At 66.1% G+C, this 22,516-nt stretch carries 19 protein-coding genes and 1 riboswitch; of the genes, 16 read left to right on the top strand and 3 right to left on the bottom strand.

The window, feature by feature from the left end:
- Nucleotides 1-34 precede the first annotated feature (34 nt).
- From atpF to U1E26_09155, 10 genes are all read left to right on the top strand, one after another.
- Entirely contained in the window at nucleotides 35-604 is a 570-nt protein-coding gene (gene atpF, locus U1E26_09110) for a F0F1 ATP synthase subunit B (GenBank protein MDZ4169800.1), read from the top strand.
- On the top strand, nucleotides 594-1,151 hold the full coding sequence (atpH, locus tag U1E26_09115; GenBank protein MDZ4169801.1) for an ATP synthase F1 subunit delta: 558 nt from the start codon (nucleotides 594-596) through the stop codon (nucleotides 1,149-1,151). The genes atpF and atpH overlap by 11 nt, the downstream gene beginning before the upstream one ends.
- Complete coding sequence (gene atpA / locus U1E26_09120) at nucleotides 1,152-2,717, top strand: F0F1 ATP synthase subunit alpha (protein MDZ4169802.1); 1,566 nt, start codon at nucleotides 1,152-1,154, stop codon at nucleotides 2,715-2,717.
- A gap of 13 nt (nucleotides 2,718-2,730) precedes the next feature.
- Entirely contained in the window at nucleotides 2,731-3,612 is an 882-nt protein-coding gene (atpG, locus tag U1E26_09125) for an ATP synthase F1 subunit gamma (protein MDZ4169803.1), read from the top strand.
- On the top strand, nucleotides 3,613-5,046 hold the full coding sequence (gene atpD, locus U1E26_09130; protein MDZ4169804.1) for a F0F1 ATP synthase subunit beta: 1,434 nt from the start codon (nucleotides 3,613-3,615) through the stop codon (nucleotides 5,044-5,046).
- Nucleotides 5,047-5,052: 6 nt separating this feature from the next.
- Nucleotides 5,053-5,478 carry an ATP synthase F1 subunit epsilon gene (gene atpC / locus U1E26_09135; protein MDZ4169805.1) on the top strand — a complete coding sequence of 142 codons (426 nt, stop codon included), beginning with the start codon at nucleotides 5,053-5,055 and terminating at the stop codon, nucleotides 5,476-5,478.
- A gap of 144 nt (nucleotides 5,479-5,622) precedes the next feature.
- Nucleotides 5,623-6,906, top strand: a complete 1,284-nt coding sequence (gene murA, locus U1E26_09140) for a UDP-N-acetylglucosamine 1-carboxyvinyltransferase (GenBank protein ID MDZ4169806.1) — start codon at nucleotides 5,623-5,625, stop codon at nucleotides 6,904-6,906.
- Nucleotides 6,907-6,953: 47 nt separating this feature from the next.
- Complete coding sequence (gene fabZ, locus U1E26_09145; protein ID MDZ4169807.1) at nucleotides 6,954-7,376, top strand: 3-hydroxyacyl-ACP dehydratase FabZ; 423 nt, start codon at nucleotides 6,954-6,956, stop codon at nucleotides 7,374-7,376.
- Nucleotides 7,377-7,437: 61 nt separating this feature from the next.
- Nucleotides 7,438-8,733, top strand: a complete 1,296-nt coding sequence (locus U1E26_09150; GenBank protein MDZ4169808.1) for a nucleotide sugar dehydrogenase — start codon at nucleotides 7,438-7,440, stop codon at nucleotides 8,731-8,733.
- A 95-nt stretch (nucleotides 8,734-8,828) separates the two neighbouring features.
- Complete coding sequence (locus tag U1E26_09155; protein ID MDZ4169809.1) at nucleotides 8,829-10,376, top strand: LCP family protein; 1,548 nt, start codon at nucleotides 8,829-8,831, stop codon at nucleotides 10,374-10,376.
- A 20-nt stretch (nucleotides 10,377-10,396) separates the two neighbouring features.
- Here U1E26_09155 and U1E26_09160 read toward each other — a convergent pair whose 3' ends face one another.
- Together U1E26_09160 and U1E26_09165 are read right to left on the bottom strand one after the other, a co-directional pair.
- Nucleotides 10,397-11,620, bottom strand: coding sequence for a glycosyltransferase family 4 protein (locus U1E26_09160; protein ID MDZ4169810.1), 1,224 nt, complete (start codon nucleotides 11,618-11,620; stop codon nucleotides 10,397-10,399).
- A 22-nt stretch (nucleotides 11,621-11,642) separates the two neighbouring features.
- Nucleotides 11,643-12,968: a UDP-glucose/GDP-mannose dehydrogenase family protein gene (locus U1E26_09165; protein MDZ4169811.1), complete on the bottom strand. Its 1,326-nt coding sequence runs from the start codon at nucleotides 12,966-12,968 to the stop codon at nucleotides 11,643-11,645.
- A gap of 216 nt (nucleotides 12,969-13,184) precedes the next feature.
- On the opposite strand from U1E26_09165, the gene U1E26_09170 reads away from it, so the two are divergent.
- From U1E26_09170 to U1E26_09185, 4 genes are all read left to right on the top strand, one after another.
- Nucleotides 13,185-14,756, top strand: a complete 1,572-nt coding sequence (locus U1E26_09170) for an oligosaccharide flippase family protein (GenBank protein MDZ4169812.1) — start codon at nucleotides 13,185-13,187, stop codon at nucleotides 14,754-14,756.
- A gap of 52 nt (nucleotides 14,757-14,808) precedes the next feature.
- Nucleotides 14,809-14,929, top strand: a riboswitch (molybdenum cofactor riboswitch).
- A 143-nt stretch (nucleotides 14,930-15,072) separates the two neighbouring features.
- Nucleotides 15,073-16,536, top strand: a complete 1,464-nt coding sequence (locus tag U1E26_09175) for a GEGP motif-containing diheme protein (GenBank protein MDZ4169813.1) — start codon at nucleotides 15,073-15,075, stop codon at nucleotides 16,534-16,536.
- 209 nt (nucleotides 16,537-16,745) lie between these two features.
- A complete protein-coding gene (locus tag U1E26_09180) occupies nucleotides 16,746-17,714 on the top strand; it encodes an NAD(P)-dependent alcohol dehydrogenase (protein MDZ4169814.1) in 969 nt (322 codons plus the stop codon).
- Between the two features lie 36 nt (nucleotides 17,715-17,750).
- On the top strand, nucleotides 17,751-17,876 hold the full coding sequence (locus tag U1E26_09185; GenBank protein ID MDZ4169815.1) for a hypothetical protein: 126 nt from the start codon (nucleotides 17,751-17,753) through the stop codon (nucleotides 17,874-17,876).
- Here U1E26_09185 and U1E26_09190 read toward each other — a convergent pair.
- Nucleotides 17,854-19,686, bottom strand: coding sequence for a hypothetical protein (locus tag U1E26_09190; GenBank protein MDZ4169816.1), 1,833 nt, complete (start codon nucleotides 19,684-19,686; stop codon nucleotides 17,854-17,856). The genes U1E26_09185 and U1E26_09190 overlap by 23 nt on opposite strands.
- 119 nt (nucleotides 19,687-19,805) lie before the next feature.
- Between U1E26_09190 and U1E26_09195 the strand changes: the two genes are divergently transcribed.
- Nucleotides 19,806-21,446 carry a hypothetical protein gene (locus tag U1E26_09195; protein MDZ4169817.1) on the top strand — a complete coding sequence of 547 codons (1,641 nt, stop codon included), beginning with the start codon at nucleotides 19,806-19,808 and terminating at the stop codon, nucleotides 21,444-21,446.
- Complete coding sequence (locus U1E26_09200; GenBank protein ID MDZ4169818.1) at nucleotides 21,443-22,513, top strand: N-acetylneuraminate synthase family protein; 1,071 nt, start codon at nucleotides 21,443-21,445, stop codon at nucleotides 22,511-22,513. Before U1E26_09195 ends, U1E26_09200 begins: the two co-directional genes overlap by 4 nt.
- The last annotated feature ends 3 nt before the right edge of the window (nucleotides 22,514-22,516 follow it).

The raw sequence follows: 22,516 nt of genomic DNA on the forward strand, positions 1-22,516 counted from the left end.
TGTAGGAACCACACCTAAGGACGGAGGTCACGAAGTGTACGAACTGCTGTTTCCGGCGGCCGCCTTTGCCGCTGAAGGTGGAGGCGAAGGGATGGTGGCCACACTCGGTTCGGTCTACCCGAACCCGGCCACGATATGGCCGACGTGGGTCGCGTTCATAATCCTGTTCGCGCTGCTCTACAAGTTCGCGTTTCCCGCGATCTTCGGCATGCTCGACGCTCGAGCCGACCGCATCCGTGAGTCTCTTGAGAAGGCTGAAGAGACCAAGATCGAGGCGGAGCGTCTGCTCGAGGACTACAAGAAGCAGATGGCCGAGGCTCGCGGCGAAGCGGCCAAGGTCATCGAGCAGGGTCGCAAGGTCGCCGACTCGATGAAGGAAGAGATCATCGCGAAGGCCAACGAAGAGGCCACCCTGCTCATAGCCAAGGCCCATGAGGCCATGGAAGCTGAGAAGCGTGCCGCGATCGCCGAGCTCCAGGGCGAGGTCGCCCAGCTCTCTGTCGCTGTCGCGGGCAAGCTGATCGGCGAGAAGCTCTCCGCCGACGACCACGCTCGTCTCATCGAGCAGTACGTCGCAGAGGTGGGCGGGCTGAATGACAACTAGCGAGAGCATCGGGACCTACGCCAGGGTCCTCTTCGAGCTCGCCAGCGCTGCCGATGCAGTCGACGCCGTAGGCGCCGGTATGCAGACGATCGTTGATACGGTCGTGGGCAGCGTTGAGCTGCGGGATGCGCTCGCCGACGAGTCCATCACGCCCGAGAAGAAGCGCGGCATCGTGAGCGACGTCTTCTCCGGGTCGGTGGCACCAGAGGCAGTCGCAATCGCTGCCGTAGCGATAGAGCGGGGCCTTGGCGGGTCACTGGGCGCGATCTTTGCGCGCTTCGGCGAGATCGCTGAAGCGCAGCGTGGCATCGTCGTCGCGGAAGTGACCACGGCCATACCGCTCACCGACGCGCTTCGCGCGTCGCTCACCGAGAAGCTCGCCGCAGCTCTCGGCCGCCCCGTCGCGCTGCGAGAGCGCGTTGACGAGGCGATTCTCGGTGGTATCCGCATCAACGTCGCCGGGCGCGTGCTCGACGGGAGCCTGTCCTCACAGCTCGACGCGATGCGCGCCACGCTTTCGAACGCATCGCAGGGAGGTGAGGCGTAAGTGACTCAGATCAGCGCAAGCTCCATCAACGAGGTGCTCAAGCGGCAGCTCGAGTCTTTCAAGCCCGAGGTCGACGTCCGCGAGGTGGGAACCGTCATGCAGCTCGGTGACGGTATCGCTCGCTGTGACGGCCTGAAGGGCGCCATGGCCGGCGAGCTCCTCGAGTTCGTGGGCGAGGGAGGCCATTCCGTGTTGGGCATGGCTCTCAACCTCGATGAGGAAGAAGTCGGCGCGGTCATCATGGGCGAGTACTCGGCCATCAAGGAGAACGACACGGTCCGCACGACGGGACGCGTCGTGGAGGTACCCTCGGGTCCCGCGCTCCTCGGCCGAATCGTCAACCCGCTGGGACAGCCGCTCGATGGCAAGGGTGCCATTCAGGCTGAAGGGTATCGCCCCGTCGAGTTCCGTGCGCCCGGAGTCATCGAGCGCAAGCCGGTCCACGAGCCCATGCAGACGGGCATCATGGCCATCGACGCGATGATTCCTGTCGGTCGCGGCCAGCGTGAGCTCATCATCGGCGACCGCCAGACCGGCAAGACCGCCGTCGCGGTCGACACGATCATCAACCAGAAGGGCAAGGGCGTCATCTGCGTGTACGTCGCGATCGGGCAGAAGGCCTCGACCGTCGCCGGACTCGTGCAGACGCTGGAGCAGTACGGCGCGATGGAGTACACCATCATCGTCGCCGCCAACGCTTCGGACCCGGCTCCGATGCAGTACATCGCTCCCATGGGCGGATGTGCCATGGGCGAGTACTTCATGTACAACGGTGCCGACGGCCAGCCGGCCAGCGAGTCCAACCCGGGCCGCCACGTCCTGTGCATCTACGACGACCTCTCCAAGCAGGCTGTCGCCTACCGCCAGATGTCTCTGACGCTGCGCCGCCCGCCGGGCCGCGAAGCTTATCCCGGCGACGTCTTCTACCTGCACAGCCGTCTACTGGAGCGCGCAGTCAAGCTCTCTGACGCCAACGGCGCCGGGTCGCTCACGGCGCTGCCGGTCATCGAGACGCAGGCCGGCGACGTGTCGGCCTACATCCCGACCAACGTCATCTCCATCACCGATGGTCAGATGTTCCTGCAGTCCGACCTGTTCTACCAGGGAGTTCGTCCCGCCATCAACGTGGGTATCTCGGTCTCTCGAGTCGGTGGAAACGCGCAGATCAAGGCGATGAAGCAGGTCGCAGGCTCGATGCGACTCGACCTCGCGCAGTACCGCGAGCTCGCGGCGTTCGCGCAGTTCGGAAGCGACCTGGACAAGTCGACCCAGCAGACGCTGGCCCGTGGTGCTCGCCTCGTCGAGCTGCTCAAGCAGGGGCAGTACGCCCCGTACACGGTCGAGCGTCAGGTCATGGCGATCTTCTCCGGCTCAAAGGGCTTCCTCGATGATCTGCCTGTTGAGAACGTTCAGGCCTTCAGGGACGGTTTCCTGGAGTTCGTCGAAAGCGCGTATCCCGAGATCGGCAAGGCCATCGCCTCTGAGAAGGTCCTCTCCGACGAGACCGCTGAGAACCTCAGCAAAGCGCTCACGGAGTACAAGGCCCAGTTCACGGCCGAAGGCTAGGGGATACGTACCGATGGCGAACCTTCGAGACATCAAGAAGCGGATCACGAGCGTCAACAGCACGCGGCAGATCACGCGGACGATGGAAATGGTCTCGACGGCCAAGATCAAGAAGGCGCAGGAGCGCATCGAGGCGGCGCGTCCGTACGCGCTCGCTATGATGGAGCTGCTCGGCAACGTGACTCGATACGCAAGCGGTGCGCAGCACCCGTTGCTCGAGATTCGTGAAGAGCGACGCCGCGTAGTGGCCATCTCGGTCACATCCGACCGTGGACTGGCCGGCGCCTTCAACAGCAACATCCTGAAGCTCACCGAAGAGTATCTGCGCGATGCAGCAGCATCGGGCAGCCAGGTCGATCTGGTCACCGTCGGCAAGAAGGCGGCGTCATACTTCCTCTATCGAGGAGTCACGCCGATCGCGCAGTACCGCGATATCTCCAGCAAGCCGACGTTCGCCGATGCAAAGGCCATCGCGAACCAGGTCATCCGGGCCTACTCGGATGCCGAGATCGACGAGGTCGTCGTGCTCTTCAACCGGTTCGTGAACGTCGCGGACCAGTCACCCGAGCTTCACAAGCTGCTGCCGATCTCGAGCACCGTGCTCGAGGACGCGGCGGAAAAGTCGGATGTTTCGGCGGAGTACCTCTTCGAGCCCGGGCCTGAAGATGTCTTGGGCGACCTGCTCCCGTCGTATGTCGAGGCTCTCATCTTCCGCGCCCTCATGGAGTCTGCAGCCGCCGAGCACGGTGCGCGCCGCAAGGCCATGAAGTCGGCTACCGACAACGCATCGGAGATGATCGTGACACTTACCCGGACCTATAACCGGGCACGCCAGGCGGCGATCACCACCGAGATCTCCGAGATCATCGGCGGCGCAGCCGCACTGGAGGATTAGATGGCAACGAACGTAAAGGACGCATCTATGAACGTGGGACGTATCGTTCGCGTGGTCGGTCCGGTCATGGACGTCGAGTTCCCGGCGGACGCGATCCCCGCGATCTTCAACGCGCTCAAAGTCGAAGCCGACACCCCTATCGGACATGTGAGCATCATCGCCGAAGTGCAGGCACACCTGCCCGGCAACCAGGTGCGCGCGGTCGCGATGTCGTCGACGGACGGCCTTCAGCGTGGCCTTGAGGCCATCGACACCGGAGCGGCTATTCAGATGCCGGTCGGTCCGTCGACGCTCGGTCGCATCCTCAACGTCATCGGTGAGCCGGTGGACGGTAAGCCGGCGCCTGACGCTGAGGCGTACTACCCGATTCACCGCCAGGCCCCCGAGTACGAGGAGCTTGAGCCTACGACGGAGATCTTCGAGACCGGCATCAAGGTCATCGACCTCCTCGAGCCCTACATCAAGGGCGGCAAGACCGGACTGTTCGGTGGCGCGGGTGTCGGCAAGACCGTCGTCATCATGGAGCTCATCAACAACCTCGCCCTGGCGCACGGCGGTACCTCGGTGTTCTGCGGGGTCGGCGAGCGCACCCGCGAGGGAACAGACCTGTTCCTGGAGATGAGCGAGTCCGGCGTCATCAACAAGACGGTGCTCGTCTACGGCCAGATGAACGAGCCTCCCGGAGCGCGCCTGCGCGTCGGCCTGGCCGGTCTGACCGCCGCGGAGTACTTCCGCGATCAGGGGCAGGACGTGCTGTTCTTCGTGGACAACATCTTCCGCTTCACGCAGGCGGGTTCAGAGGTGTCCGCGCTGCTCGGCCGCATGCCGTCCGCCGTCGGTTACCAGCCGACGCTGGCAACCGAGATGGGCGAGCTCCAGGAGCGCATCACGTCGACCAAGACGGGCTCCATCACGTCGGTTCAGGCCATCTACGTGCCGGCCGACGACCTGACCGACCCCGCGCCGGCCACGGCATTCACGCACCTCGATGCCACGACGGTTCTCTCGCGTGCGATCTCTGAGCTCGGCATCTACCCCGCCGTCGACCCGCTCGAGTCCACCTCGCGTGCGCTTTCGGCCGACGTGGTTGGCGAGGAGCACTACCGCGTGGCTCGTGGCGTGCAGGCCATCCTCCAGCGCTACAAGGACCTGCAAGACATCATCGCCATCCTCGGCATGGATGAGCTCTCCGAAGAGGACAAGCTCACGGTGGCGCGGGCGCGCAAGGTGCAGCAGTTCTTGTCGCAACCGTTCTTCGTCGCGGAGCAGTTCACCGGCATGGCGGGCAAGTACGTCAAGCTCGAGGACACCATCCGCGGCTTCGGTGAGATCATCGCCGGTACGCACGATGACGTGCCCGAGCAGGCGTTTCGCTACGTAGGCACCCTCGAGGAGGCCCTCGAGGCAGCCGAGAAGATGAAGGCGACGGCGTAGAAGCCCATGGCCAGAACCCTACTGTGTGAGATCGTCACTCCTGAGAGCATCGTCTACAACGCTGAGGTCCAGATGGTCGTCGCTATGACGAGCATGGGTGAAGTCGGCATCTTGCCGCTGCACTCTCCTCTGGTGACGGTGCTGGCGCTTGGTGAGTTGCGACTCAAGATCGGTGCGGCCGCTGCGGACTGGGAGTACTTTGCCATCTCCGGTGGCTACATGCAGGTGCATGAGGACAAGGTCATCGTGCTTGCCGACGATGCTGTGGCCGTGTCGCAGATCGATGGCGACCGAGCGGCTGAGTCGCGCGAGCGCGTGCGGGATCAGATGGCGCAGCTGCCGCCGGATGCCACTGACGAGATCGCTCAGTGCGAGCGCGATCTGATGTGGTGCGAGATGCAGCTGGAAGCAGCGGGCAAGCGCCGCTCGTAGGCGCTCTCAGCACTTCTGGATAACTGACGAACGAAGGGTGGCCCGCGAAAGCGAGCCACCCTTCGCGCTACCGGGGATCTTCGAACTCCACGGACTGGTGACGGCTTGCGGTGCGTGGACTGAGCCTGCGGTATGCTTGCGCGCATGGAATCTATCATCGTGTGCGGCGGACGGCGGCTGAGCGGAGAGGTCGCCGTCGAAGGGGCGAAGAACTCCGCCCTCAAACTCATGGCTGCGTCTCTCATGGTCGACGGGGTCACCCGGCTCACCAACGTACCCGAGATCTCGGACGTGGACATAATGGCGGAGGTCCTTGTGCGCCTGGGTGCCTCCGTCGAGCGCTCTGACCATGCCCTCCAGATCGATGCGACCACGCTCACGAGCCACGAGGCTCCCTACGAGCTCGTGGCGATGATGCGCGCATCCACGGCGGTGCTGGGACCACTCCTCGCGCGCCTTGGCCTGGCCCGAGTCGCCCTGCCCGGCGGCTGCAACATCGGTTCGCGAAAGATCGACATGCACATGCACGGACTGGAGGCGCTCGGCGTGGTGATGGAGCTTGCGCACGGCTACATCAGTGCCTCCGTGCCCGAAACGGGGCTGCAAGGTGCCCATACGATTCTCGACTTTCCTAGTGTCGGTGCGACCGAGAACCTGCTGATGGCCGCGGTGACGGCGTCGGGTACGACCATCATCGAGAACGCGGCCCGTGAGCCCGAGATCGGCGATCTGGCTGACTTTCTCGTCTCGATGGGCGCCCGGATCACCGGGATCGGGTCTTCGGTGCTCACGGTCGAGGGCGTGGACGTGCTCTCGCCCGTCGAACACAGGGTCGTGGGCGACCGGATCGAGGCGGGGACGTTTTTGGTCGCCGGGGCGATGACGGGCGGTCCCGTCACCGTCACGGGATTCGATCCCGCTCATCTTGAGATCGTGCTGCGTAAGCTCGTGGAATGTGGCTGCGATCTGGATGTGGGTGTCGATCGGGTCACGGTGAGCCGGACGGGACCCGTGCGCTCCGTCGAGGTGCAGACACTCCCGTTCCCCGGCTTTCCCACCGACATGCAAGCGCAGTTCATGGCCATGCTGACGGTGGCCCAAGGCGGGGCCATCATCACCGAGAACGTGTTCGAGAACCGGTTCATGTGTGCGGGTGAGCTGGGTCGAATGGGCGCGGACATCCGCATCGAGGGGCATCACGCGCTCGTCAAGGGAGTCGATGAGCTCTCGGGGGCCCCTGTGAAGAGTACTGACCTACGAGGCGGGGCTGCGCTGGTTCTAGCGGGCCTCATAGCGCAGGGCGAAACAGTCGTGACCGAGATCGAACACATCGACCGAGGCTACGAGCGCTTCTGTGACAAGCTGGCCGCGCTGGGCGCCAACATCATGCGACGCTCGGACGTGACCGACTTCGACGGGGCCTGCTGATTCGGACCCCCCTTTTTGGCATCCAGCCAACGGCAAGGAGGATCGACATGCTCGACCGCACTGCGATTGAGGCCATCATTCCTCACAGGGACCCGTTCTTGTTGCTCGACCGGGTTGAGGAGTACGTGCCCGGCGAAAGCGCCGTGGGCTATCTGGAGGTCCGTGAGGCGATGTTCTGGGTGCCCGGTCACTTCCCGGCCTACGCGGTGATGCCCGGCGTCCTGATAGTGGAGGCGCTCGCGCAGGCCGGTGCGGTCGCGCTGCTGTCGATGCCCGAGAATCAGGGACGGCTGGCGTTCTTCGCCGGCATCGACAAAGTGCGCTTCAAGCGCCAAGTCGTGCCGGGCGAGACGCTTCGGCTGGAGTGTCGCATCGTCCGCTCGCGCGGTCCGATCGGCTTCGGCGAGGCCGTCGCGACTGTCGAGGGAGAACTCGCCGTGTCGGGCGAGTTGATGTTCGCGGTAAAATAGCTGGTCGCAAGGGAGCGGGCTGGCTCGGGCGCTTCGAAGTCGGACGCAAGGCGGGAGACGAATGGGACTCAGAGAGCGCTTGAACGACGGGACGGCTGTGTACGGTGTGGTCGGCCTGGGCTACGTGGGGCTTCCTCTTGCCGTGGAGATGGCCAAGGAGGGGCACCGCGTCATCGGGCTCGAGGTCAACGATGCGAAGGTCGCCCGGGTCAACGCCGGCGACAGCTACATCCCGGACGTGCCTACCGAAGAGCTTGCAGCGCTGGTCCAAACGGGCCTGATCACTGCGACGACCGACTTCTCGCGCGCGGCGGAGTGTGACGCGATCGCCATCTGCGTCCCTACGCCGCTCAACAAGATGAAGGAGCCCGACGTCAGCTACATGGTGGCTGCTACCGAGGCGATCGCACCCCATCTGCACTCCGACATGCTCGTGACGCTCGAGTCCACCACGTATCCGGGCACCACTGAGGAGATCGTGCAGCCGATCGTGGAGTCGGGCGGCCTGAAGGTCGGAGGGGATATCTACCTCGCCTTCTCGCCCGAACGCGTCGATCCCGGCAACCCCGTGTACCAGACGAAGAACACGCCCAAGGTTGTTGGAGGGGTCACGTCGGAGTGCACTGAGGTCGCCGCTGCGTTCTACGGCACGTTCCTCGACAGTATCGTGACGGTCTCCACCACGCGCGCGGCCGAGATGACGAAGCTGCTGGAGAACATCTTCCGCTGCGTGAACATCGCGCTCGTCAACGAGCTGCTCATGCTGTGCGAGCGCATGGACGTCAACATCTGGGAGGTGGTGGACGCGGCCCGGACCAAGCCGTTCGGATTCATGCCGTTCTACCCGGGGCCCGGCCTCGGGGGGCACTGCATCCCCATCGACCCGTTCTATCTATCCTGGAAAGCGCGCGAGTACGACTTTCACACGGAGTTCATCGAACTTGCCGGCAAGGTCAACGAGAACATGCCGTACTACGTCGTGACGCGGCTCATGAGCGCGCTCAACAGCCGGCGCAAGTCGCTTGCCGGCAGTCGCATCCTCGTGCTGGGCGTAGCCTACAAAAGCGACATCGACGATATGCGCGAGAGTCCCGCCATCAAGATCATCGAGCGCCTCATCGAGAACGATGCCGAAGTCGTCTATCACGACCCGTGGGTAGCTGAGTACAACGAGGGTGGGCGTGCGGTGCCCTTCGTCGAACTCACCGACGACGAGGTGTCCCGAGCCGATGCCGTGCTGGTCGTGACGGGCCACCGCAACGTGGATTACGACCTCGTCGTGCGGTCGGCGGACCTCGTTCTCGACACGCGTGATGCTCTCAATCGATTCGATTCTGAGAATGTCGTACGGTTGTGATGATTGTGCGGTGGCGAGGCCCGCACGCGTGATGATCGGCGTCGAGGCACGTAATCTGCTACGAGGCAACCGTTCGGGGAGATCCACGGAGGAGCATGGGTAAGCATTCCCACAATCACGGCGGCGGACTGTTTGGTCGTCGCTCCAGTTCGGTGCCCGGCGGCAAGCCGGTGCGTCGCCGTAAGCCCACGACCGTTTCCGGCGCCCGGGTGCCCGCAGACGTCTCACGTCGGACGGCTCTGCTTGGCGACCGCAAGAAGCTCTCAGACGCCGCTTCTCGTCGTCATGGACCGCTCGAGTCAGCTCCCGCGCGTCTTCGCGCCGAGAGTGACCGTCGCAGGCAGCGCGCCAAGACCATCGCGGCGGTGATCGCAGGTTCTGTCGTGGTGCTTCTTGTGCTGGGGGCCGGAGGCGTGTTCGCCTTTGCCAAGCACATCGAGCGCACCATGCAGCGGACGGTGCTCCAAGAAGAGAAGCTCGATCTCGATCTGAAGAAGGCGGCTCCCCAGGAGCCCTTCACCATGCTCATTCTGGGCTACGATCGACGACCGCCTGAGACCGTGTATCGCTCGGATACGGTCATCTTGGCCAAACTCGACCCCAAGACCAAGCAGATGTGGGTGCTGTCGATTCCCCGTGACACGCGGGTCGAGATCCCCGGTCACGGCACGCGCAAGATCAACGACGCGTTCGCGCTGGGTGGCGAGGAGCTCGCCGTCGAGACCGTTGAACGATTCACCGGCGTCAAGGTGAACCACTACATGGGCGTGAACTTCAAGGGCTTCGAGCGTGCCGTCGACGCGATGGGCGGCGTGTGGGTCGACGTCCCCAACGAGATCGACGACATCAAGGCCGACCGGAGCCCCGGCCACCGGGCGGCGCACATCGATGCGGGGTACCAGCTCCTCGACGGTGAGCACGCACTCACCTTCGTGAGGACGCGGGACTACCTGGATGCCGATGTCTCCCGCATGAAGAACCAGCAGACGTTCTTCAAGGCCGTCGCCGATCAGGTGGCGAAGCGAACGAGCCCGACCAAGCTGCCCGGAATCGTTTCGAAGGTGGCGCCCTTCATCTCCACTGACATGTCCCTGATGGAGATGCTGCGCACGGCCTCGGCGTTGCGCGACGCCGGCAGCCAGCGGGTGTACACCGCCACCATCGGCGGCGAATGGAGCTCGCCCTATATCGTCACCGACGAAGAGAACAAAGAGACGCTGCTGGCCAAGTTCGGGGCGGGTGAGCCCTTCGAGAAGCCCGAGCCCTCCGAGGAGGACAGCGCAACCGCGGATGCGCCCGAGGGAGCCAGCGAGAAGCCCCCGACGCAGCCCAAGGATGTCTCGGTGACCATACGTAACGGTGCGGGTATCGCCGGATGTGCCAAACAGGCGTCGTCAGTGCTCAAAGCGCGTGCGTTCGACGTCCGCGACGTGGGCAACGCGGGGCAGTTCGTCTACGACAAGACTCTCATCGTCTTCAAGGGTGACCGCGCAGCGGCTGAACTGGTCGCGAGTGTGCTACCCCGAGGTACCAAGATCGTCGAGAGCCGCGGGATGTACGCGTACGACTCCGAGATCCTCGTGGTCATCGGCAAGGACTGGGACGTGGCGAAGCTCCCGTTGACGCCGGTGACGACCAACTGACCGTCACCGCCTGCGCGCCGTCAGCGGTCGGTAGCTGCCGCCGATGAAAGGGTCGTCAGCACCTGCTCGGCGAGGATGTCGCGAGCGAAGCGCGATTCGGCCAACCCCCGCCCCCGTGTTCCCATGTCCGCGCGCGCCGCTTCGTCGTCCGCCAGCCGGATGACCGCCTCGGCGAGCGCATCTCCGTCACCGGCGGGGAAGTACATCCCGGCGCCGTCACTCTCGACGATCTCGCGTGTCCAGCCGTCGGAGTTGACGATCACGGGTCTACCGGAGGCCAGCGCGTCGAAGAACTTGTTCGGCGAGTTGGTGGCAAGGATGGGCTTGTCGGCGAAGAGGACGAGCAGCACGTCGGCGGTGCGGGTGAAGCGGGGAACCTCGGCCTTGGGCATCGAGCCCGCGATGACGACGTTGGGCAAGCCGTCGCATCGGCGCTGCAGCTCGTCGACGCTCTTGCCCGCCCCGGCGATCAGGAACACGATGTCGGTCCGACCCTCACGCAGCAGGCGGCTTGCCGCCGCCGGGACGTTGTCCTCGACCGCATTGCTCGGGCCGATCGCACCGGCGTACCCGACGACGAAGCGGTCGCCCAGCCCGTAGCGTGCCACGAGTTCGGCGTCGCGCGGCCCCGGCGAGAAGAGGTCGAGATCACTCGAGTTCGGTACCATGACGACCCGCTCGGGGGGGATACCCTCGCCGATGACCCCGGCGGCCATCCCGGGCGAGAGCGCCACGACTCGCTTGGCGCGGCGGTACAGGAAGCGTTCGAGCCCCTTAGCGACCTTCTCGAGCATGCCGCCGCGCCGAATCGCACCCATCTGCACCGCAGCCTCGGGCCACAGGTCACGGACCTCGAAGACGAACGGCGTCCTGCGAAGCGCGGCGGCGAGCCACCCGGGGATGCCCACCGTGAGCGGCGTGGAGGTCGCGAAGACGACATCGTGACGACCCGCCGTGACCGCGAGCCATGTGGCGCCGGTCATGAACGTGGCGAAGGCGCCGATTCGCCGCCAGGTCCCCATGCGGTTGTCGTAGGCGACACGCACACTCCGCACACGGATACCGTCGATCTCGCCCTCGGCGAAGAGGCGCTCGGAGTACGGTGCGGGCAGCCGCGAGGCCGAGGTGATGACCGTGACCTCATGGCCCTGCTCCACCCAGCGCCGAGCGAACTCGTACGAGCGGATGAGCCCGAGTGAGGACTCGCGCGTGGCGAAGAACTGGTGGATGTAGAGGATGCGCACTCGAGAAGCTCCTGCCGGGACTTCAGCCGCGGTGGGCGCCGGGGCGACCGACCGCCATGTAGGTGCAGCCCGCTGCGGTGACGGCGGCGCCGTCGAGCGCATTGCGGCCGTCGAAGATGATCGCCGGGTCAGCCATCACGGAGCGCACGCGCGCCCAGTCCAGATCGACGAGCTCGGGCCACTCGGTGACGAGTATGGCCGCTGAGGCGCCTTCGAGCGCCTCCCACACGGTGTCGCAGCGCACCGCCTCGCCCAAGTCGAGCGGTGCAGCGAGCGGGTCGTAGCAGCGCACGCGCGCACCTTCCTCAAGGAAGAGCGGGACGATGTCGATGGCGGGGCTCTCGCGCACGTCGTCGGTATGCGGCTTGAAGGCCAGCCCGAGGACGGCGACGGTGCGCTCGTGAAGGTCGGGGAGGGCCTTGGCGAGGTGGATCACCGGCAGAAGGCGCTGGCGGTTGTTCACATCGATGACGGCCTTGAGCAGGTCGAACTGGTAGCCGTTGAGCGTCGAGATGAAGTCGAGCGCGCGCGTGTCCTTCGGGAAGCACGAGCCCCCGTAGCCGATGCCGGCGCCCAGGAAGTGGCGCCCGATGCGCACGTCCAAGCCCATACCCTCGGCCACGGCGTCCACATCGGCGCCCACGCAGTCGCACACGTTGGCGATCTCGTTGATGAAGCTGATCTTCGTGGAGAGGAAGGCATTGCTCGCGTACTTGATGGTCTCGGCGCTCGCTACATCGGTCTTGACGATGGGGCACTCAAGGCCCGATGCGACGCAACGGTCGACGAGCGGCTGATAGACGGCGGCCACACGCTCGATGTCTGCCGGGCTCGATCCACCGAGCACGATGCGGTCGGGTTCGAAGAAGTCGCGGATGGCGGTGCCTTCGCGCAGGAACTCGGGGTTGGACACGTAGCCGATCGTGGCGCTCGCGTGGGCCAGGAAGCGGGCGAGCAGCGTCGCACCCGTCCCGGGGGGCACCGTCGACTTCATGACGAGCGTCATCTCAGACGTCGCGGCATCGGCTATCGAGCCGACCGCCGAGCGCACGTAGGAGAGGTCAGCGGCTCCGTTCTCCGCCATCGGCGTACCCACGGCCACGAAGACCACCTCAGAGAGCAGGGGCGCCCAGCCGTTCTCGGGTGTGGCGAAGCTCAGGCGGCCGGCCTCGACGTTGGCGTGGATGAGGTCCTCGATGCCCGGCTCGTAGATGGGGCTGATGCCGCGCGAGAGGCGCTCGATCTTGACGGGGTCGATGTCGACGCACGTGACGGAGTGCCCCAGCTCGGCCAGGCACACGCCCTGCACGAGGCCGACGTATCCGGTTCCGACGACGGTGACCTGCATCCTTGCCCCTCTTTCGCTATCGGCTGCGCGCAGAGGCGCGCGATTTCGTCTGCGTGCAACCCTACCAGAGCGGACCGACACCGTGTTGACGCTGCGCACGCCGTCACGGGGCCGTAACGGGGCCACTCGTCACCCGCACGTCACCGTCGACCACGCTGCTCGGTGCTACCATTCCCCTGGGGTAATCGGGTATTCAAGCCACCGAGAAGGGCGCGCGTGCTCAAAGAGCTCAGGCGAGTCTTCAAAGACACGGTCATCTACGGCATGGGCAGTCTGTTGCCCAAGGCCGCGGGCCTCATCCTCATGCCCATCTACACGCGGGTGCTCTCTACAGCCGACTACGGCATCTACTCGCTGTCGATGATGATCGCCTCGATGGTGGGTGTGGTGATGGCGCTGGGGCAGCCCGGCTCGCTCACGCTGCATTTGCGCCACAAGATCGCCGAAGAGGGCGAGACGCGCGACCTGCTGTTCACGGTGGTCACGTTCGTCATGGGTGCCGGTGCGCTCATGCTGGGTGTGTTGTACCTGCTGGGGCCTGCGCTGGTCCCCCACATCACCAAGAACGGCGAGCTCACGTTCGCGCCCTACGTGATTCTGGCGCTGCTCATCGCCTACGCCGGGTTGCCGCTGGCCATGCAGCAGGCGGTCAATAGGGCGAAGGGGCAGGCGAAGACCCACACGCTGTTCCAGCTGGCGCAGTTCACGCTCAACACGGCGTTCACACTGTACTTCGTGGTGGCGCTCAGGCAGGGGCCGGCGGGCTCGCTCAAGGGCACGCTGACCGCTGCGCTGCTGGTGGCGCCGGTGGCGCTCATCATGCTGGCGAAGCAGATGCGGCCGCGCTTCTCGATGACGTGGCTCAAGGCGAGCCTGCGCTTCGGCCTGCCGCTGGTGCCGCACTACTTCGCCGGCTGGCTGCTGGCGTTCGCGGACCGGGCTCTGTTGGCGCGGTTGGGCACGATGTCAGACGTGGGCCTGTACTCGGTGGCCTACAACCTGTCGATGGCGCTGAACCTGTTCTCGACGGCGATCAATCAGGCGTGGGGGCCGATCTACTACGACCTGTCGGACTCGGATGAGGGCCGCGCAATGCTGCCGCGGCTCACGAGTGTGTATGCGGCCGCGGTGGCCGGCATCGCGATGGCGTTCACGCTGCTGGCGCCCGAGGCGCTTCCGATACTGGCCGCACCCGCGTTCGCCGGCGCGAAGATCGTGATCCCGCTCGTGGCGGCCGGCTACTTCTTCTTTGCGCTGTACATGGTGCTGTCCACACCCATCTTCTATGCGAAGAAGACGAAGTACGTTCCGCTCGTGTCGGGGGCGGCCGCGGTGCTCAATATCGCGTTGAACCTGTGGTGGATACCCCTGTGGGGCATGATGGGCGCGGCGGCGGCCACGCTCGTGGCCTACGCGTTCATGGCGGGTGTCTCGCGCACGTTCTCGGGACGGTTGCGCCCGGGCGCTTTCGAGGATTCACGGCTCGTCAGGATCATCGTGGTCTACTTCGTCTCGGTGGCGGCCGCCTACGGCATCATGGCGTTGGAGCTTCGTCCGCTGGCGAGCATCCCGCTGGCGCTCGCGGCGCTCGCCGGCTGCATCGGGCTGCTGTTCGTGATGGGTGTCGTGACGCGCGACGAGGTTCGCCAGATGATCGAGCGCGTGCGCTCGCGCACGCAACGCAAGCAGCGTGCGAAGGCTGATGAGGCGGCGCTTGAGGCCCGCGAGGCAGAGGCAGCGGGAGCGTCGCCGGACGCGAGCGGGTTCGACCCTGACGACCAGCGGTAGGGGTTGGCGGCGCTGGAATCACTCCGCCGACAAGCACGGCGTTGAGTGGGTATATTCCGTCTGTCTCCGAGCGCTGCGACCTAACGGAACCAACCCACGGTCGCAGAGCCGATAGGGTCGGATGTGGAAACCCTCCGGCCTCCCGTTCGGAAAGGGGACCCTAGAGGGCGGAGCATTGCGCCCGGTCTGCCTTTCCCGACCAAGGGAAGGGCTTTTCTCTTCCCTGGTGCGGGCGCAACGGCGTGCGCCCGGAGACCCCCCGCAGAGGGGGTCGAATCGGTCGAAGGAGTTCGACCTGAGGGGAAGGGGCAGCAGGATGAAAAGACGTTTGGTTCTACTGGGGATGGCGGTGCTGGGACTGGCGTTAGTGTTGGTCGCGACGGTGTCGCCGAGTGCACAGGCCGCGTATCGGCACGCCGGAGAGATGGATTCGGACTACTTCTTGACCGCACATCCGGAGGCCGAGGCGACGAAGCTCGACTCCTGCACGCTGTGTCATCGTGGCGGCACGGTGGGTAAGGCGGCGCTTGGTAGCTGTGAGTGGTGCCACTACACATACGGGTACGACGAGCATGGCGACATCACGAACACGCTCAATCCCTACGGGATGGACTATCGCGCCGCCGGGAGCGACGTCGCTGCGGTGGCGGCGATCGATGGTATGGACTCGGATGGTGACGGGTACAGCAACAACGACGAGATCGCTGCGGTGCGCTACCCTGGCGACGCCGGCGACGACCCCACCAAGGTCGAAGCTCCCTATCGCGTCTACACGCTGGCCGAGATCGAGGCCATGCCTTCACAGACGCAGTTCCAGCTCATGAACACCCACAAGTCGGGCGACTACTACGCCGAGTACACCGGCGTGCCCATGGAGTACCTCCTTGACGACGCCGGGATGCTGTCCTCAGCCACGGGCATCGATGTCTTGGCCGCCGACGGGTTCGGAGTCACGCACCCTCTCGATCCCACGACCGGCTGGTACCACGTGCGGGGCGTATACCCGCAGTCCACGTTCTACTACGACGAAGAGGCCGACAAGGCGATCAACCCGTTCGGCTGGTGTGACTACAGCGCGCTGTCGGTGGCAGGACGCACCAACGGCGACCCGATCGTGGTCAATGGGGGGAGTCGTCTGCTGCTTGCCTACAAGTACGAAGGGCAGCACCTGACCCCGGGCTCGATCAACTCAGCCGGAAAGCTCCTTGGCGAGGGTCCCTTCCGCGTTGTGCCTCCACAGCGAGTTCCCGGCCCGCCGGATCAAGCATCGACCTCGCTTGTACAGGATGTGATCTGGCCCTTCGATGCAGCCGAGATCACCACCGACCACAATGCTGGGTTCTCCTCGAAATGCGTGACGGTGGTCAAGGTGGGGCCGCTTCCCGCGGGGACGACCGATATCGACACGCTCGAGGCCGGCTGGGAGTACGTTCGTGACGGCAAGGTCGTCGTGTACGGCGCCATCGATCCGGTACCGACGGTTCTCGCCAAGGGTGCGGGACTACTGGAGTTCGTCGAATCCCTTGGGAGAGAGGACGTGCGCTCGAAGAACCTGGGCCGAGCGTATGAGCAGAAGATCAGTGCGTTCCTCAAGCAGGTCGACCGGGGCGCCGTCAATGGTGCGAGCAACAAGATCACAAGCGACCTGTTGCCGAAGGTCGACGGCGTGGTCGAGTCAGGCGCGCCGGATGGCAATGACTGGGTCACCGACCCGGGCGCCCAGCGGCGCATCTACTGGTCGCTGCAGGAACTGCTCGTGCTTCTCTCCATAGAGGGGTAGGTGGCTTCGCGAAGGCGGGGGCCTGCATCCGACAGGCCCCCGCTTTCCTATGCGTGTCAGTCACCTGTGGACCCGGCTCAGGCTCGACCGGCTCGGCGAAGTGGACGCCAACCCGCAGGGGCTGGGCGAAGGCGTCCGCAGTCTTCGATCGTGAGGCGCGCCGCACCGGTGTGGCTGGGGAATAGGCTCGAAGACGGAAAGGGTTCAGCGTGAAGGCGGTCATCCAGTCAGGGTACGGCTCGGCGGACGTGATTGAACTCGCGGAGGTCGGCAAGCCGACGCCCGGCAAAGGCGAGGTTCTCGTCCGCGTGATGGCGGCCTCGCTTGCCGCAGGCGACTACTACGGGATGCGGGGCACGCCTTTTCCCGTGCGTTTCATCATGGGGCTTTTCAAGCCGAAACCGGGATACGTCGTAGGGCTCGACTTCGCTGGCGTCGTCGAGTCGGTGGGGCCCGATGTGACAGCGTTTCGCCCGGGCGACGAGGTCTACGGCGAGGGCCGCGGCGCGTGTGCTGAGTACGCCGTTGCGCGGGCGGACCGTCTCGCGCCCAAGCCAATGGGTCTCACCTTCGAGCAGGCAGCGGCCGTGCCGACATCCGGGTGCACCGCCTACGAGGCGCTGCGTGTGCACGGCAAGGTGCAGCCGGGGCAGCACGTGCTCATCAACGGCGCGTCGGGTGGCGTGGGAACCTTTGCCGTACAGATCGCCAAGGCGCTGGGCGCGGAGGTGACGGCTGTGTGCAGCACGCGCAACGTTGAGACGGCGCGCTCGCTGGGAGCCGACCATGTCATCGACTACACGAAGGAGGACTTCACCCAAGGCGGGCCGCGCTACGACCTGATCCTCGATAACGTGGGGAGCCATTCGCTGTCGGCTGCTCGCCGCGCGCTGAAGCCTGAGGGGGTACACCTCCCGAGCAGCGGCCACGCGGGCATGGGGTGGATCATCGCGGCGGGACTACAGTCGGTTGTCGTTCGCCAGCAGGGGGCACCATTCACTGCGTTCGCGACAAGCGACAACCTGCGCGGGGTCACTGAGCTCATCGACGCTGGCAGGGTTGCGCCACTCATCGACCGTGCACTCCCGCTAGAGGATACCGCCGAGGCGTTCCGGTACCTAGACACGGGCCACGCGCGGGGGAAGGTGGTCATTCGAGTGAGGCCCGACGGTGAGTAGCGACGGCGTGATCGCGACAAGGAGCGGTGCGGCGATGTGCTCATCGCCGTGATCATGCTGGTCCCCATCGTCATGCTCGTTTCGAGCCTGCTCGTGCCGTACCCGGCGATTCGCTGGGTGGCGGCTCAGCTGACGTCGCCTAGCCCCACCTCGACGCCATGATCGCGTCCGCGAGCCTCTCGGTCGCGCGACCGTCGAGTGGCCCGTTGTAGCGCTCGTTGAATCGGGCGAGTTGCCCTGGGTCCGGACCGCCAAAACGCCCAGCAAACGCATCATCGAGCAGCTGTCGTACTTCGACGGCACTGCGACCTTCTCGCCCGATGCCCTCGCGGACGAACGGCACCTCCTGGATGCCGTCATCCGGGTTGATGACCACGAGTGGCTTGCCCATCGCGGCAGCTTCGAAGCCCACCGACGACACGTGCACGGTCACCACGTCCGATATCGCGATCAGGTCGATCAACCGGGAGTCGCGCGGCGCGATCGCGTGGGCAAGCTCGGGGTTCCGAGCCAAGACGCGCTCGTACGGCAGTTCGCGGCCTGCGCCTTGGGGGTGCAGCTTCACGACGAGGAGGGCTTCAGGCATCGACGCGAGTGCGCCGATCAGCGCGCCGAACGCCCGCTCCATCGAGCTGCCGGAGAGCCGGTGACTCGTGTAGTTGGCCGCGAACGTCACCAGGCGCCGTGGCTCGGTGGCGTTGAGCCCGAGCGAGGCCAGTACGTCTTCGCGCCTGGGGGGCTGGGCCGCAACCGCGCGGTCGAGCCGGGGGTCTCCGGTGACGACTACGTGCGCGCTCGGGGTACCGAGCGATGTCAGAACCTCCGCGTAGGCTGGTCCGTAGACAGCGAACGTTGAAAAGGGCATGGCGGCCCACTGTGGGATGTCGTGGATTATGCCGTGCTGCACGCAGGTGACGGGGATGTTTCGCGCCTCAGCCATGCAGGTGAGGGGGGTGACGATGCGGTTCGTCTCGCCGAGCAACACCAGCCGCTCGCACGCGAGATCGTCGAGCACTCGACCTGCGCGCGACAGCAACGTGGGAGCCGTGACGCCTGCGTGCGCTGCGACATCAGCGGCGAAGACCCCGGCGACCGGAGCGAGCTGTTCGGGCAGGTCGGCTTCGATGGAGCGAACCGCTGCGCTGCGGCGCACGGCGAATCGGGCGAGAATGCCGAGCGGATAGGGGTCCACCCAGTCGCGGCCGTCGACGGTCAAGTCGCTCGTGAAGCTGCTGCTCAGGGTCCGTCCGTCAGTGGAGAGGTCGACTTTGACGACAGCGTGGCCACGGTCGCGCAGGAGCGCGACCGCAGGGCCGGCGATCGCCTCGTCGCGGATCGCCTGGGTCACGAAGCCGACCAGCGGTCCCCGAGTCTCGGCAAGCGAGCGGGCGGCCGCGCGGGCGCGCGAGCGCTGGGAGGCATGACGCGCGTGTCGAAGCGACCCTCGGAGAGAGCGTGCGAACGGCGCGCTCACGCCCGGAAGCAACGATGGGCGCGCCACGGGCGGTGGAGGCGCATCGGCGACGAGTTCGGCGAGGAAAGCGGCCGTCAACGGGTCGAGACCATCCGTGCGGACCTCGGCGCCTGCTGGGACGCGGTTCGCCACAGCGGCGGCCGTGCGCCGAGCACGAGCGGCAGCGAAGCCGATGCCGTGCTGCACGATGCGACGAGTCACAAGCGCCACGCGCTCGGCGTGCTCGCCAGAGTGCCCTGTGGCACGGGCGGCAACCGGTGCGACGTCGCAGGCCCATCTCCACGCGTCCGCCTCGATCTCGCGGCGCTCAGCGTCCATCTCGAGGTACTCGCACGAAGCGTCGGGGTCCGCATCGGATAATGCGGCCCATGCCTGCCAGTCGAGGAAGATGGTGTGAACTCCCGCGCCGGTGGCGGTGGAGGTCGATGCCGCCGCATCAGGTCCGATGACAAGCACGCGCGTCGGCACCTGGGGCAAGGATGTGGGGGTGGTGTCCATGTGCCCATACGATACCGTATGGCTACGAATGACAGACTCTGAGGGGCGGCGTCAGGGGTGGCTCGACTATACTTCGGGGCGTGGCTTCAGCGCCCTCGCCGTCGAAAGGGACTTCCGACGTGAACTGGGTACTCATTCCGGCCCGCAGGGGATCCAAGGGCGTGCCGGGCAAGAATACGCGTCTGCTCGCAGGAGTACCGCTCATCACCTACGCGTACGCGGCGGCCGCGCGCGCATTCGGCGCGGAGGCGATCGTCGTGAGCACCGACGAGCCTGCGGTCGCGCGCCTGGCGCCGGACGGCGCGACGGTTATCGAGCGCCCTGCGGGCCTGGCGGGTGACGCCACCACGCTCGATGAGGTTGCCACAGCGGTCGCGCGCGAGTTGATCTCGCGCGGCGCGTTGGCCGACGACGTCCTGCTCACCGTGCAGCCGACGAGTCCCTTCATCGAGCCCGACTCGCTGCGGCGGGCCGCGGCCATGATGCATGACGGCGCCGGCAGCGTGCTGTCGGTGACCGACGACAGGCACCTGCGCTGGACGCTCGTCGACGGAGTGGCTGAACCGCTGTTCACCGAGCGGGTGAACCGCCAGTGGCTCGCGCCCACGTTCGCCGAGACCGGTGGCGTGATCGCCGCCCGCCTCGGAGCGGTCGCCGAGCAGGGCACGCGGATCCTCGAGCCCGTCGAGTTGCTCGAGCTGGACGCGGTCGAGGCACTCGACATCGATACCTTCGCCGATTGGGCTGTGGCCGAGCACTTCGCCGCACGACGCTCGATCGTGATCCGCGCCGATGGTGCGCCCACGCTTGGCATGGGGCACGTCTACCGCGCTCTTGCCCTCGAGCACGCGCTCGCAGCACACGACCTGGTCATCGTCACGCGCGGCGACGGCGACCATGCCCTGGGAGCGGACTTCCTCGAAGGCGCGTCGTCGCGCGTTGTTCGAATCGCCGACGAGGAGGCATTCTTCGCGCTGCTCGCCGAGCGGGAGCCCGACGTCGTCGTGCTCGACATCCTCGACACCGAGCGCGCCTACGTCGAGCGCGTGAAGGCGCACGCGGGCTGGACCGTATGCATCGAGGACCTTGGCGAAGGCTCACACGTCGCCGACCTCGTCATCAACGATCTATACACCGACTTCTATCCGCGCGAGAACCACTGGTACGGCGTGCAGTACGCGCTGCTTGGCCCGCAGTTCGAGGCGACCCCGGCCCGCGAGGGTGTGGCGTCGGAGGTGCAGCGCGTGCTCGTCACCTTCGGGGGCAGCGATCCGTGCGATCTGACGCGCCTCGCCCTGAGCGCGCTGGCCCAGTGCGCCTTCGCCGGCGAGATCGTGTGCGTGCTCGGCCCCGGCTACTCGCATGACGACTTCGAGCTTGCGGAGTTCGGTTTGACCGGAAGCGTGCACCGGGCCGCCACCAACCTCGCCGAGATCATGCATGACAGCGACATCGCGCTCACGTCGGCCGGTCGTACCGTCACCGAGCTCATGACGCAAGGCGTGCCCACCCTCGCGCTGTGCCAGAACGAGCGCGAACTCACGCACACGCACGCCTCGGGTCCGTTCGGCGTGATGAACCTGGGCTTGGGCGCCCATGTGACCGTCGACGGGCTGGCCGGCCACCTCGCCGTGCTCATGGAAGACGAACGCCTGCGCCGGTCGATGCACGACCGCATGCGCAAGGCCGTGGCCGAGAGGTCGAACCACGCCATCGCCGAGATGATCCTAGCCTCCGCATCCGAACGAGGAGACGCATGATGTACGCACCCACGCTGGAGATCGCCGGCAAGGTGGTCGGACCCGGCCACGAGCCGTTCACCATCGCCGAAGTCGGTGTCCATCACGGCAACAGCATGGAGCTGGCGAAGGCCTACGTCCTGGCGGCCAAGGTCGCGGGCGTCGACGCCGTGAAGTTCCAGACGTACTCGGCTGACCGTCTCGCCGCGACGTGGGCACCCACGTACTGGAACGACGGCTCCGGCCGCACGCAGCACGACATCTTCGCCGAGCGCAGCCTGCTTACCGAGGCCGACTACACCGAGCTGTTTGCCTACGCGGCGGACCTCGGCGTGCTGTTCCTGTCGACGCCGTTCGACACCGACGCCGCTGCGATGCTGGGCTCCATGGGCATGGCGGCCTTCAAGATCGCTTCTGCCGACATCACCGACCTGCCGCTTCTCAGGGCGGTCGCCGCCTACGGGCGCCCCGTGCTCATGTCGACGGGCGCCTCGACGCTCGACGAGGTCGCGGTCGCGGTCGAGACCGTGCGCGCCGCCGGTGCACCCGTCGGGCTGCTGCATTGCTCGCTGTCGTACCCGACCGCCGTGCCCGACGCCAACCTCGGGCGCCTGCGCACTCTGGCCGCGCGCTTCGACGGCGTCGTGCTGGGCTACTCGGACCACACGCAGCCGCAGGACTCCGAGCTCACGTGTCCGCTCGCCGTCGCGCTGGGCGCATCGATCATCGAGAAACACTTCACGCTCAACAAGGCGCTGCTGGGCGACGACCACTACCACGCTGTCGACGCCGAGGGACTCGCGCGTCTCGTCAAGAACTGCCGCGAGGCGTACCTCATGTCGCAGGACCTTGGCGAGATGACCGAGGCCGAGCAGGCCGCCCGTTCGTTCGCCCGCCGCAGCATCGTCGCGGCGCGCCCGCTGGCGGCAGGCACGGTGCTCGCCGAGTCCGATGTCGACTTCAAGCGGCCTGGCACCGGGGTCTCGCCCGCTCGCTTGGCCGAGGTGCTCGGCCGCCGTCTGGCGCGCGACCTGGCAGCCGACGACCTCGTGCAGCTCGAGGACCTCGACACGGCGGGCGGTGCATAAGAC

The sequence above is a fragment of the Coriobacteriia bacterium genome (genome assembly GCA_034370385.1).
In the GTDB taxonomy this organism is placed as follows: Bacteria; Actinomycetota; Coriobacteriia; order Anaerosomatales; family PHET01; genus JAXMKZ01.

Bases quoted from the DNA above. Each gene is read 5' to 3' on its own strand.
- atpD (MDZ4169804.1), top strand. From the start codon at position 3,613: ATGGCAACGAACGTAAAGGACGCATCTATGAACGTGGGACGTATCGTT.
- atpC (MDZ4169805.1), top strand. From the start codon at position 5,053: ATGGCCAGAACCCTACTGTGTGAGATCGTCACTCCTGAGAGCATCGTC.
- atpH (MDZ4169801.1), top strand. From the start codon at position 594: ATGACAACTAGCGAGAGCATCGGGACCTACGCCAGGGTCCTCTTCGAG.
- fabZ (MDZ4169807.1), top strand. From the start codon at position 6,954: ATGCTCGACCGCACTGCGATTGAGGCCATCATTCCTCACAGGGACCCG.
- U1E26_09150 (MDZ4169808.1), top strand. From the start codon at position 7,438: ATGGGACTCAGAGAGCGCTTGAACGACGGGACGGCTGTGTACGGTGTG.
- murA (MDZ4169806.1), top strand. From the start codon at position 5,623: ATGGAATCTATCATCGTGTGCGGCGGACGGCGGCTGAGCGGAGAGGTC.
- U1E26_09155 (MDZ4169809.1), top strand. From the start codon at position 8,829: ATGGGTAAGCATTCCCACAATCACGGCGGCGGACTGTTTGGTCGTCGC.
- U1E26_09175 (MDZ4169813.1), top strand. From the start codon at position 15,073: ATGAAAAGACGTTTGGTTCTACTGGGGATGGCGGTGCTGGGACTGGCG.
- U1E26_09165 (MDZ4169811.1), bottom strand. From the start codon at position 12,968: ATGCAGGTCACCGTCGTCGGAACCGGATACGTCGGCCTCGTGCAGGGC.
- atpG (MDZ4169803.1), top strand. From the start codon at position 2,731: ATGGCGAACCTTCGAGACATCAAGAAGCGGATCACGAGCGTCAACAGC.
- U1E26_09200 (MDZ4169818.1), top strand. From the start codon at position 21,443: ATGATGTACGCACCCACGCTGGAGATCGCCGGCAAGGTGGTCGGACCC.
- U1E26_09190 (MDZ4169816.1), bottom strand. From the start codon at position 19,686: ATGGACACCACCCCCACATCCTTGCCCCAGGTGCCGACGCGCGTGCTT.